Source organism: Kocuria rosea, assembly GCF_023715525.1.
In the GTDB taxonomy this organism is placed as follows: domain Bacteria; phylum Actinomycetota; class Actinomycetes; order Actinomycetales; family Micrococcaceae; genus Kocuria; species Kocuria rosea_A.
Map to the genome: position 1 here is coordinate 24687 of NZ_JAMBOG010000022.1, position 12124 is coordinate 36810.

Here is a 12124-nt window from a genome sequence, read left to right on the forward strand (position 1 = left end):
CCTCCGAAGGAGACACGACATGACCGTTCCCAGCTCCACCCCCGCGCCCCAGGACGCCCCCCAGGAGTTCGACTACCTGGTGGTCGGCGGGGGCTCCGCCGGAGCCGTCGTCGCCGCCCGGCTGTCCGAGGACCCGGACGTGACCGTCGGGCTGATCGAGGCCGGGCCCCACGACAAGAACATCGACGAGGTGCTGACCCTCAGCCGCTGGATGGAGCTGCTGGAGTCCGGCTACGACTGGGACTACCCGCTCGAGGAGCAGGAGAACGGCAACTCCTTCATGCGCATGGCCCGCGCGAAGGTGCTGGGCGGGTGCTCGTCGCACAACTCCTGCATCGCCTTCTGGGCGCCCTCCGAGGACATGGACGAGTGGGAGGAGAAGTTCGGCGCCGAGGGCTGGAACGCCGGCACCGCCTTCCGGCTGTACCAGAAGCTCGAGACCAACGACGACCCCGGTGCCCACCACGGCCACGACGGGCCCGTGCACCTCATGCAGGTCCCGGACGGCGACCCCTGCGGCGTCGCGGTCCTGGAGGCCTGCGAGGAGGCCGGGATCCCGCGCACCCCGTTCAACACCGGCAAGACCGTGGTCAACGGCGCGAACTTCTTCCAGATCAACCGCAGGCCCGACGGCACCCGCGCCTCGGCCTCGGTGTCCTACCTGCACCCGGTCGCGGACCGGGGCAACCTCACCATCCTGCACTCCACGCAGGCCAAGCGCGTGGTGATCGAGGGCGGCCGGGCCGTCGGCGTCGAGGTCGTGGACAACGCCTTCGGCACCGGCCGCACCGTGCGCGCCCGCCGCGAGGTGGTCGTCTCCGCCGGGGCCATCGACACCCCGAAGCTGCTGATGCTCTCCGGGATCGGCCCGGCCGAGCACCTGCGCGAGGTCGGCGTGGACGTGCTCGTGGACGCCCCCGGCGTGGGCTCGAACCTGCAGGACCACCCCGAGGGCGTGATCCAGTGGGAGGCGAAGAAGCCCATGGTCACCGAGTCCACCCAGTGGTGGGAGGCTGGGATCTTCACCCAGGTGGACCCCGACACCGACCGGCCGGACCTGATGATGCACTACGGCTCGGTCAACTTCGACATGCACACCTACCGGCAGGGCTACCCGACGGCCGACAACGCCTTCTGCCTCACCCCGAACGTCACCCACGCCCGCTCCCGGGGCACGGTGCGGCTGCGCTCGCGGGACTTCCGCGACAAGCCCCGGGTGGACCCGCGGTACTTCACGGACCCCGAGGGCTACGACATGCGGATCATGATCGCCGGGATCCGCAAGGCCCGCGAGATCGTGGCGCAGCCGGCGCTGGCCGAGTGGGCCGGGCGGGAGCTGTTCCCGGGCCAGGACGTGCAGACGGACGAGGAGCTGGCCGACTACGTCCGCCGCACCCACAACACCGTCTACCACCCGGCCGGCTCCTGCCGGATGGGCCCGGCCGACGACGCGATGTCGCCGCTGGACCCGCAGCTGCGGGTCAAGGGCGTCGAGGGCCTGCGGGTGGCCGACGCCTCGGTGATGCCGGAGCTGGTCACCGTCAACCCGAACATCACCGTCTACATGATCGGGGAGCGGGCGGCGGAGCTCATCGTGGCCGACCGCGCCGTGGACCAGGCGGAGGAACTCGTGGCGACCGAGGTCTGAGAGCGCGCCGCCCACGCCTCCGGCACAGCGAACGGGCCCGGCACCTCCTGGGGGAGGGGCCGGGCCCGTTGGCTGCGCCCGGGCGGAGCCGGTCCGCCCCCTTGCTCGTCCGCTCCGGCCCGCGCGAGGCCGGAGCGGGCGGCACGCCCGGGCGCACGACGACCCGTCATGCCGCGAACAAGGCCGAGCGCACCGCCACTTCGAAGCCTTCGATGTGGTGGCGAGCGAGCCCGGAGGCCCTGTCCTCGTTGCCGTCGATGACTGCCTGCAGCAGCTCGAAGTGCTCGTGGACGTGCTCGGTCAGGCGGGGCAGCTGGTCGATGACCAGGCACCAGATCCGGGTGGCGAGGTTGTTGTAGCGGATGAGAGTGTCCTCCAGGTGCGGATTGCCCGCGGCCTGGTAGACGGCCCGGTGGACCATGGCATCGCAGGCCAGGATCTCCGTGACGCTGGCGCGGTCGATGTCGAAGGCGCCGACCTGCTCCCGGATCCCGGCCAGCTCCGAGCGCATGGAGGGGGTGGCCACCCGGGCGGCACGAGCGGCGGCCAGCGGCTCCAGCTGCAGCCTGATCTCGGAGACATACGCCAGATCGGTGATCTCCACACGCGTGGCGAAGGTCCCCCGCTTGGGGTAGCTCACCACCAGGCGGTCGACCTCGAGGCGCTTCAGGGCCTCCCGCACCGGTGTGCGCCCCATGCCCAGGCTCCTGGCCAGGACCTCGTCGTTGATGGGCTCGCCGGGGCGGATCTGCAGGGTCAGCAACTGGTCGCGGATGGCCGCATATGCGGTCCCGGCCAACGACGCCCGCTGCGGTGATGTCCGCTCTGCCCCGATGCTGCCCACGGTCACGGGTCCTCCCAGCTTCATTTCCGGCCGACCCTTGACCGGTCGGCCGGTGTTACCTACGCTACAGGAAAGTCTAATATATAAGTCGCACACTTCAGGTGTACATGTGTTGAGGAGGCTTCCATGACTCTCGTGGAGAAGGTTGAGGCACCGGTCGGCCACCAGGCGGCTCCTGCGGACGCGGCCACCGGGGAGACCCGCTGCCAGTTCGTGTTCGCCGCCAGGTGCCCCGACCGGCCGGGAGTGGTCCACGCCGTCACGAAGTTCCTGCTCGACCAGGGCTGCAACATCAAGGAGCACCAGCAGTTCGACGATCCGGTGCGCGGCGTCGTGCATCTGCGGACCGCCTTCACCGGATCGCCCCGGCTGACCCGTCGAGGACTGGAGCAGGACTTCTCCTCCATCGCGGAGCAGTTCGGCATGAGCTACAGCTTCCACGACCCGACTCCGCCGCGGCTGATGGTCATGGTGTCCAAGAGCGGGCACTGCCTCAACGACCTGATCTTCCGCTGGCGCGCCGGTGGTCTCGGCGGTGAGATCGCCCTGGTCGTCTCCAACCACGACGACCTGCGCCCCATGGCGGAGGCCGCAGGACTGCCCTACCTCCACATCCCGGTCACTGCCGAGACCAAGGACGGCGCGGAGCGGCAGCTCCTGGCCCTCGTGGAGGAGCACCGGATCGACCTCGTCGTGCTGGCCCGCTACATGCAGATCCTGTCCGACGACCTCTGCCGGGCGCTGGCGGGCCGGGCCATCAACATCCACCACTCGTTCCTGCCCGGCTTCAAGGGGGCCCGGCCCTACCACCAGGCCTACGCCCGGGGCGTGAAGCTCGTCGGTGCCACCGCTCACTACGTCACGGCCGACCTCGACGAGGGCCCCATCATCGAGCAGGAGGTCATCCGCGTGGACCACACCCACGATCCCCGCGCGCTGGCCACGGTCGGCCAGGACGCCGAGGCCCTGGCTCTCTCCCGTGCGGTTCGCTGGCACTGCGAGCACCGCGTGGTCCTGGACGGTGCCAGCACCGTCGTCTTCCGCTGAACACCAACAGTTTCCTCATCGCACCCATCTCAGGAGAAACACATGTCCAGTTCACCGCGCATCGTCATCATCGGCGCCGGGATCGTCGGCACCAACCTGGCCGATGAGCTCGTCGCCCGCGGCTGGAACAACATCACCGTGCTCGACCAGGGCCCGCTGAACATGCCCGGTGGTTCCACGTCCCACGCACCGGGGCTGGTCTTCCAGACGAACCCGTCCAGGACCATGACCAAGTTCGCCAACTACACCGTCGAGAAGCTGAAGTCCCTCCAGCTGGACGGCACGAGCTGCTTCAACCAGGTCGGCGGTCTGGAGGTGGCGACCACCGAGACGCGATGGGCCGACCTGCACCGCAAGCACGGGTACGTCGCCTCGTGGGGGATGGAGGGGCGGCTGCTGAGCCCGGCGGAGTGCAAGGCGCTCTACCCGCTGCTCGACGAGGAGCTGCTGCTCGGCGGCCTGCACGTGCCCAGCGACGGCCTGGCCCTGGCGGCTCGCGCCGTGCAGCTGCTGATCCAGCGGACCACCGAGGCCGGGGTCACCTACTGCGGCTCCACGGAGGTCGTGGACGTGGAGCAGTCCAACGGACGCGTCACGGGTGTCCGCACCGCCGACGAGGTCATCCCGGCCGACATCGTGGTCTCCTGTGCCGGTTTCTGGGGTCCCAGGATCGGGCAGATGGTCGGGATGGACGTGCCGCTGCTGCCCCTGGCCCACCAGTACGTCAAGACCACCCCGGTGGAGGACCTCAAGGGCCGCAACGAACTGCCCAACGGTGCCGGCCTGCCGATCCTGCGCTTCCAGGACCAGGACCTCTACTACCGCGAGCACGGTGAGCGCTACGGCATCGGCTCCTACGCCCACCGGCCGATGCCGGTGGACCTGGACGACCTGGGGGCCTTCGCCCCCACGGAGATCGACGAGCACCACATGCCCTCCCGGCTGGAGTTCACCACCGAGGACTTCCTGCCCGCCTGGGAGGCCTCCAAGCAGCTGCTGCCCGGCCTGCGCACCAGCGAGATCGAGGACGGGTTCAACGGCATCTTCTCCTTCACCCCCGACGGCGGTCCGCTCATGGGCGAGTCCTCCCAGGTCGAGGGCTTCTACGTCGCCGAGGCGGTGTGGGTGACCCACTCCTCGGGCGTGGCCCGGGCGATGGCCGAGCTGATCACCACGGGGCGCTCGGAGACCGATCTGGGGGAGTGCGACGTGAACCGTTTCGAGGAGGTGCAGCTCAGCCCCTCCTACGTCAGCGAGACCTCCCAGCAGAACTTCGTGGAGATCTACGACGTCCTCCACCCGCTGCAGCCGCGCCTGTCCCCGCGTGACCTGCGGGTCAGCCCCTTCCACGCACGGCATAAGGCGCTGGGGGGCTACTTCCTGGAGTCGGGCGGCTGGGAGCGGCCGTACTGGTTCGAGTCCAACGCCCGGCTGCTGAAGGAGCTGCCGACGGAGTGGCGCCCGCCGGCCCGGGACGCCTGGTCGCAGATGTTCAGCTCGCCCATCGCCGCTGTCGAGGCGTGGAAGACGCGCACGGCCGTGGCCATGTACGACATGACGCCGCTCAAGCGCCTGGAGGTCTCCGGCCCCGGTGCCCTGGCCCTGCTGCAGCGGCTCAGCACCGGGAACATGGACAAGAAGCCCGGCGCGGTGACCTACACCCTGCTGCTGGACGAGGCCGGCGGGATCCGCAGCGACGTCACCGTCGCCCGCCTGGACGACCGGACGTTCCAGGTCGGGGCCAACGGCAACATCGACCTGGCCTACCTCACCCGCGAAGCGCGCGCGCAGACCGAGGGCACGGTGCCCGGGGGGTGGGTCCAGGTGCGCGACACGACCGGTGGGACCTGCTGCATCGGGCTGTGGGGTCCGCTGGCCCGTGAGGTGGTCTCGGCCGTCAGCGACGACGACTTCTCCAATGACGGCCTGCGCTACTTCCGCGCCAAGAAGGCCCGCATCGGCGGGGTGCCCGTGACCGCCATGCGCCTGTCCTACGTGGGGGAGCTGGGCTGGGAGATCTACACCAGCGCCGACAACGGCCAGCGTCTGTGGGACGTGCTGTGGGAGGCAGGACAGCGCCACGGGATCATCGCCGCGGGCCGGGCCGCCTTCTCCGCGCTGCGCCTGGAGAAGGGCTACCGGTCCTGGGGCGCGGACATGACCACCGAGCACAACCCGTACGAGGCCGGGCTGTCCTTCGCCGTGAGCGCCGCCAAGGAGTCCTTCGTCGGCAAGGACGCCCTGGAGGGCCTCAGCGAGGACACCGTGGACCGGCGGCTGCGCTGCCTGACGATCGACCGGACCCAGTCCGTCGTGCTGGGCAAGGAGCCCGTCTTCCACCAGGGCGAGCCCGTCGGCTACGTCACCAGCGCCGCCTACGGCTACACGGTGGGCAAGCCGATCGCCTACACCTACCTGCCGTCCTCGGTCCGGATCGGCGACACGGTGGAGATCGAGTACTTCGGCACCCGCATCCCTGCCACGGTGACCGCCGACCCGCTCTACGACCCGGAGATGAAGCGCCTGCGCGGCTGACCCGAGCCGCCACGCCGATCTCCCCAGACCTGCGGCCCTGGCCCTGCCTCGCCACCGGGGTCAGGGCCGCAGACCACCTCCGCCGCGGAGACCGTCCACGACGGCTGCCGCCGCCCACCACCGTCCAACGAAGGGATCAGACCATGATCGGCTCGGAAACCATCAACGACTATCTGTCACGCCTGGCGTCCCGCGCGCCCACGCCGGGAGGCGGGGCCGCGGGGGCGCTGCACGCGGCCCAGGGCGCCGCCCTGATCGCCATGGTCGCGCGCTACACCACGGGCGCCAAGTACGCCGAGCACGAGGACCGGTCCCGCAGGATCGCCGCCCGGGCCGACGAGATCATCCCGGCCACGATGCAGGTGGCCGACGAGGACGAGAAGGCCTTCGCGGCGGTGATCGCCGCCTACGGCCTTCCCCGGGTCTCCCCGGGCGACCGCACCGCGAGGTCCGCGGCGATCCAGGAGGCCACCGTCATGGCCGCTGCTCCGCCCCGCCGGCTGATCGAGCTGGCGGAGGAGGTCGTCGAGCTGGGGCAGGAGCTGGCGGAGATCAGCAACCCCCAGGTGATCAGCGACGTCGCCGCTGCCTGTGAAGCGGCCCGGGCCGCGATCGCCACCGCCCTCATCACCCTGGACATGAACATCGGCGCCATCAAGGACGAGCGGACGCAGGCCGAGTTCAAGAAGGAGGTCCGCCGGGCCGACAACGCCATCGTCCTGGCGCAGGCAGTGTCCGACCGCGTGCGGGAGAAGGTGGCCGCATGAGCGCGCTGCCCCTGGCCGGGGCTCCGGTCGCGCAGAAGCTGCGGGCCGAGACCGCCGAGAACGTCAGCAGGCTCCGCGGGAGCGGTGTGGTGCCCCGGCTGGCCGTCGTGGTGGCCACGGACAACGAGGCCACGCTCTGGTACGTCCGGTCCATCGCCCGGGCGGCAGAGAAGGCCGGCGTGGAGTGCGCGGTCGTCGACCTCGGCGCCGACGCGCGCGCAGAACGGATCGCCTCCGAGCTCACGCGCCTGAGCGCCGACGACGCCACCCACGGGATCATCCTGCAGACCCCGCTGCCGCCGGGCGTGGACGCCGACGAACTGATCGGCGCCATCGACGCGGGCAAGGACATCGACGGCGCCAATCCTCTGAGCCTGGGGCGTCTGACCGTGGGCCAGGACGCCTTCGCCCCCGCCACGGCCCGCGCGGTCGTGGAGATCCTGGAGCACTACGACGTGCCCGTCGCGGGCCGGCACGTCACCGTGGTGGGCCGCTCTGCGGTCGTCGGCAAGCCCCTCCTGCAGCTGCTGCTGCAGCGCGACGCCACGGTCACCGTCTGCCACTCCCGGTCCCGGCCCCTGGACCGGTACACGCGTGAGGCGGATGTCGTGGTGGCCGCAGTCGGCCGCCCCGATCTGCTCACCGGCGACCAGGTGCGTGCGGAAGCCGTGGTCGTCGACGTCGGCACCAACGTCCTCGAGGACGGGCGGCTCGTCGGGGACGTGGAGCCCACCTCGACGGCCGCCGTCGCCTCCGCCCTCACGCCGGTTCCCGGCGGCGTCGGCACGGTGACCACGGCCCTGCTCGTGCTGCACACCACGCAGGCAGCGCTGCAGCTGAGCGAGGCCCCGGCCGCCGCGGCCGCCCGCTGCGGAGGCTGAGTCACAGCACCTGGCGGATGTGGGTCTCGAAGTCCCGGACATGGTTGAACATGATGGTGCCGGCCTCCTCGGGGTCGCCCTCCAGGACGGCCGTGAGCAGGGCGTGGTGGACGCTGATGTGCTCCTGGAGCGCGGGCAGCCGGTCGGCGACCACGCACCAGATGCGTGTGGCCAGGTTGCTGTAGCGCTCCAGGGTGGCTCGTAGGTGGGAGTTGCCGGCTCCCACGTAGACGGCCCGGTGGATGCCGATGTCCCAGCGCAGGGCTTCATCCCCGCCCAGCTGCGCGGTTCCCTGGGCCAGCACCTCGTCGCGGAGCTCCTCCAACTGGGGCCGGGCCGCCCCGCCCCGGCGTTCCGCCGCCAGGCGGGCCGCCAGGGGTTCGAGGACCTCGCGCACCTGGGAGATCTCCGACAGGGCCGTGATGTCCACGGTCGTCGCGAACGTGCCGCGGCGCGGATAGGTCACCACGAGGTGTTCGGACTCCAGGCGCTTGATGGCCTCCCTCAGCGGCGTCCGTCCCACGTTGAGCTCCTGGGAGAGGCGCCCCTCGTTGAGCGGCGCTCCCGGAGGGATGTCGAGGAAGATCAGCCGGTCCTGCAGCCGGAGGAACGCCTGCTCGGCCAGGGAGAGAGGGTGGTCGGGGGTTTCGGTGGGCGTGAGGGACATGACGGGACTGCGCGCCTTCCGGTCGCGTCGGAGGAAGCGCAGTGGCGGGACGGCCCGGGACGCAGGCTCCGCGTGTGCCGCCCTCCTCCATACCAAAGTTCGGGGACTAATACGGGCACAGTATATAAAACCGCGGGAGGTCAGTGCTCCGTGCGGATCGGTGGGGCGTCGTCCCGATCCCCCGGGGACCTCGGAGGACGACCTCCCCGCACTCCCTAACAGCGGGGCGCCGGGCACCCCGAAGTCCGGTCGGCCGTCACCCGGCGGGCATCCCCCGGGTTCCTCGGGCAGTCCGGCCAACACGTCGGAGCAGGCATGGCGGACCCGCTGCGGGGCGGATCGGAAGGGCCGCGCTGCTGGAAGGGGAGAGGCCTCCCGGGAGGAGCCCGGAGGAGACCCCCGTCCGGGCCCCGCCGGTGATCACAGGGCGGTGCGCATGGTGTGCTCGAAACTGGTGACGTGCTCGAGGGCCAGCTCGGCGGCCAGGTCGCCCCGGCCGGCGATGATCGCCTCCAGCAGCTCCACGTGCTCGTGCGCATGGCCGGGCGCCAGGGGCACCCGGTCCAGCACCAGGCACCAGATGCGGGTGGCGAGATTGTCCAGCCGCACCAGCGTCTCCTCCAGGTGGGCATTGCCTGCGGCCTTGTAGATCAGGCGGTGGACGGCGAGGTCCGTGCGCAGGAAGGCCTGTTTCGTCGGGGCCTCCTCCGTCAGGCCCTCGAGGGTGTCGACCAGCGCTCGCAGTTGTTGCCGGACGTCCACAGGGGCTGCCAGCGCGGCCTTGTGCGCCGCCAGCGGCTCGAGGTGGCGCCGCAGTTCGGACACGTCGGACAGCTCGGTGATGTCGACCTTGGTCGCGAACGTGCCGCGGCGAGGGTACGACACCACGAGATGGTCGGTCTCCAGCCGCTTGAGCGCCTCCCGGACGGGCGTGCGGCCGACCCCGAGCTCGGCGGCCAGCTGGACGTCGTTGAGCGGGGCGCCGGGGTGGATCTCGAGCATGGTCAGGCGATCGCGCAGCTCGCTGTAGGCCTGGTCGGCCAGCGAGGCGGGAGCGGTGCCGGTATAGCCGCTGACGGCGATCGCACTCATGACGTCACACCTCGTTCCTGGGGCCTTCCGGGGACCCATTGACACCACTTTCCGGCTTAGCATACCGTAGAACCACATCTGATATATCAACTACGTATGAGAAATCCACCACTACTCCTAGGAGCGCTGGGATGCCGGACCTGACCACCCACCTTGCCGCGGCCGACGCCGAGATCGCGGCGGCCATCGACGCCGAGCTGCACCGTCAGCAGTCCACGCTGGAGATGATCGCCTCGGAGAACTTCGCCCCCCTCGCCGTGATGGAGGCCCAGGGCTCGGTGCTGACCAACAAGTACGCCGAGGGCTACCCGGGCCGGCGCTACTACGGCGGCTGCGAGCACGTCGACGTGGTGGAGCAGCTGGCGATCGACCGGCTCAAGGCCCTGTTCGGCGCCGAGCACGCCAACGTCCAGCCGCACTCCGGGGCCCAGGCCAACGCCGCGGCCATGGCCGCGCTGCTGAACCCCGGGGACACGATCCTGGGCCTGGACCTGGCCCACGGCGGGCACCTGACCCACGGGATGAAGCTGAACTTCTCGGGCAAGCTCTACCGGGTGGCCGCCTACGGTGTCTCGGCGGAGGACCACCGGATCGACATGGCCGAGGTGGAGCGCCTGGCCCGTGAGCACCGCCCGAAGCTGATCGTGGCCGGCTGGTCGGCCTACACGAGGCAGCTGGACTTCGCGGCGTTCCGCCGCATCGCCGACGAGGTCGGGGCCTACCTGATGGTCGACATGGCCCACTTCGCCGGGCTGGTCGCCGCGGGCCTGCACCCCAACCCGGTGCCCTACGCCGACGTGGTCACCTCCACCACCCACAAGACCCTGGGCGGTCCGCGCGGCGGGGTGATCCTCAGCAAGGCCGAGTACGCCAAGAAGATCAACTCCGCGGTGTTCCCCGGCCAGCAGGGCGGCCCGCTGGAGCACGTGATCGCGGCGAAGGCGGTGGCCTTCAAGTACGCGGCCGGCGAGGAGTTCGCCGACCGCCAGGCCCGGACCCTGGAGGGCGCGAAGATCCTGGCCACCCGGCTGCTCTCCCCGGACGTGATGGCCACCGGGATCAGCCTCGTCAGCGGGGGCACGGACGTGCACCTGGTGCTGGTGGACCTGCGCCACTGCGAGCTCGACGGCCAGCAGGGCGAGGACCGGCTGCACAGCATCGGGATCACGGTCAACCGCAACGCGGTCCCCTTCGACCCCCGTCCGCCCATGGTCTCCTCCGGGCTGCGGATCGGGACCCCGGCCCTGGCCACCCGCGGCTTCGGGGCGGAGCAGTTCACCGAGGTCGCCGACATCATCGCCGAGGCCCTCATCGCCGCCCCCGGGGCGGACCTGAGCGACCTGCGGGACCGGGTCGCCGCCCTGGCCGGCGCCTTCCCGCTCTACCCGACCCTGTCCGCCCCGGTCCTGAACGGAGTCTCCTGATGGCTGATCTGCTCCCCGAGCACCCCGACTTCCTCTGGCACAACCCGGACCCCAAGCCCTCCTACGACGCGGTGATCGTCGGCGGCGGGGGCCACGGCCTGGCCACCGCCTACTACCTGGCCTCCCGCCACGGCATGACGAACATCGCGGTGCTGGAGCGCGGCTGGCTGGCGGGCGGGAACATGGCGCGCAACACCACGATCATCCGCTCCAACTACCTCTGGGACGAGTCGGCCGCGATCTACGAGCACTCCCTCAAGCAGTGGGAGGTCCTGCCCGAGGAGCTCGACTACGACTTCCTCTTCTCCCAGCGCGGGGTGATGAACCTCGCGCACACCCTGGGCGACGTGCGCGAGTCGGTGCGCCGGGTCAACGCGAACAAGCTCAACGGGATCGACGCGGAGTGGATCACCCCGGAGCAGGTCAAGGAGCTGTGCCCGATCATCAACCTCGACGACGGGCTGCGCTACCCGGTCATGGGCGCCACCTACCAGCCGCGGGCCGGGATCGCCAAGCACGACCACGTGGCGTGGGCGTTCGCGCGCAAGTGCGACGAGCTGGGCGTGGACATCATCCAGAACTGCGAGGTCACCGGGTTCCTCAAGGACGGCGACCGGGTGGTGGGTGTGGAGACGTCCCGCGGGATCATCCACGCCGGCAAGGTGGGCCTGTGCGGGGCCGGGCACTCCTCGGTGCTGGCGGAGCTGGCCGGGTTCCGGCTGCCGATCCAGTCGCACCCCCTGCAGGCGCTGGTCTCGGAGCTGCACGAACCGGTGCACCCCACCGTGGTGATGTCCAACCACGTCCACGTCTACGTCTCCCAGGCCCACAAGGGCGAGCTGGTCATGGGGGCGGGGGTGGACGCCTACAACGGCTACGGCCAGCGCGGGGCCTTCCACGTGATCGAGGAGCAGATGGCCGCGGCCGTGGAGCTGTTCCCGATCTTCGCCCGCGCCCACGTGCTGCGCACCTGGGGCGGGATCGTCGACGTCACCCTGGACGCCTCGCCCATCGTGTCCAAGACCCCGGTGGACCAGATGTACGTCAACTGCGGCTGGGGCACCGGCGGCTTCAAGGGCACCCCGGGGGCCGGGTACACCTTCGCCCACACCATCGCCACCGACGAGCCGCACCCGCTCAACGAGCCGTTCTCCCTGGAGCGGTTCGAGACCGGGATCCTGATCGACGAGCACGGCGCCGCCGCCGTGGCCCACTAGGA

General features: G+C 70.7%; 10 protein-coding genes. 7 read left to right on the forward strand and 3 right to left on the reverse strand.

Going from position 1 to position 12124, the window contains the following annotated elements:
- Positions 1–19: 19 nt before the first annotated feature.
- Complete coding sequence (locus M3185_RS13910) at positions 20–1648, forward strand: GMC family oxidoreductase (protein ID WP_251334274.1); 1629 nt, start codon at positions 20–22, stop codon at positions 1646–1648.
- Between the two features lie 166 nt (positions 1649–1814).
- On the opposite strand, the gene M3185_RS13915 is transcribed toward M3185_RS13910, so the two are convergent.
- The gene (locus tag M3185_RS13915) at positions 1815–2516 is read right to left on the reverse strand and encodes a GntR family transcriptional regulator (RefSeq protein ID WP_251334275.1); all 702 of its coding nucleotides are present in this window, start codon (positions 2514–2516) and stop codon (positions 1815–1817) included.
- Between the two features lie 102 nt (positions 2517–2618).
- Between M3185_RS13915 and purU the strand changes: the two genes are divergently transcribed.
- The 4 genes from purU to M3185_RS13935 all read left to right on the forward strand — a co-directional run bounded on the left by purU (position 2619) and on the right by M3185_RS13935 (position 7722).
- Positions 2619–3539 carry a formyltetrahydrofolate deformylase gene (gene purU, locus M3185_RS13920; RefSeq protein WP_251334276.1) on the forward strand — a complete coding sequence of 307 codons (921 nt, stop codon included), beginning with the start codon at positions 2619–2621 and terminating at the stop codon, positions 3537–3539.
- Positions 3540–3581: 42 nt separating this feature from the next.
- Entirely contained in the window at positions 3582–6074 is a 2493-nt protein-coding gene (locus M3185_RS13925) for a GcvT family protein (RefSeq protein ID WP_251334277.1), read from the forward strand.
- 143 nt (positions 6075–6217) lie between these two features.
- Positions 6218–6841 (forward strand): cyclodeaminase/cyclohydrolase family protein, encoded by a 624-nt coding sequence (locus tag M3185_RS13930; protein WP_251334278.1) that lies wholly within the window; start codon positions 6218–6220, stop codon positions 6839–6841.
- A complete protein-coding gene (locus M3185_RS13935; RefSeq protein ID WP_251334279.1) occupies positions 6838–7722 on the forward strand; it encodes a bifunctional 5,10-methylenetetrahydrofolate dehydrogenase/5,10-methenyltetrahydrofolate cyclohydrolase in 885 nt (294 codons plus the stop codon). Before M3185_RS13930 ends, M3185_RS13935 begins: the two co-directional genes overlap by 4 nt.
- A 1-nt stretch (position 7723) precedes the next feature.
- Here M3185_RS13935 and M3185_RS13940 read toward each other — a convergent pair whose 3' ends face one another.
- Together M3185_RS13940 and M3185_RS13945 are read right to left on the reverse strand one after the other, a co-directional pair.
- Positions 7724–8389 (reverse strand): GntR family transcriptional regulator, encoded by a 666-nt coding sequence (locus M3185_RS13940; protein WP_251334280.1) that lies wholly within the window; start codon positions 8387–8389, stop codon positions 7724–7726.
- 420 nt (positions 8390–8809) lie between these two features.
- Positions 8810–9481: a GntR family transcriptional regulator gene (locus tag M3185_RS13945; protein ID WP_251334281.1), complete on the reverse strand. Its 672-nt coding sequence runs from the start codon at positions 9479–9481 to the stop codon at positions 8810–8812.
- Positions 9482–9612: 131 nt separating this feature from the next.
- Between M3185_RS13945 and glyA the strand changes: the two genes are divergently transcribed.
- Positions 9613–10905 carry a serine hydroxymethyltransferase gene (glyA, locus tag M3185_RS13950; RefSeq protein ID WP_251334282.1) on the forward strand — a complete coding sequence of 431 codons (1293 nt, stop codon included), beginning with the start codon at positions 9613–9615 and terminating at the stop codon, positions 10903–10905.
- Positions 10905–12122, forward strand: coding sequence for a sarcosine oxidase subunit beta family protein (locus M3185_RS13955; protein ID WP_251334283.1), 1218 nt, complete (start codon positions 10905–10907; stop codon positions 12120–12122). Before glyA ends, M3185_RS13955 begins: the two co-directional genes overlap by 1 nt.
- Positions 12123–12124 lie beyond the last annotated feature (2 nt).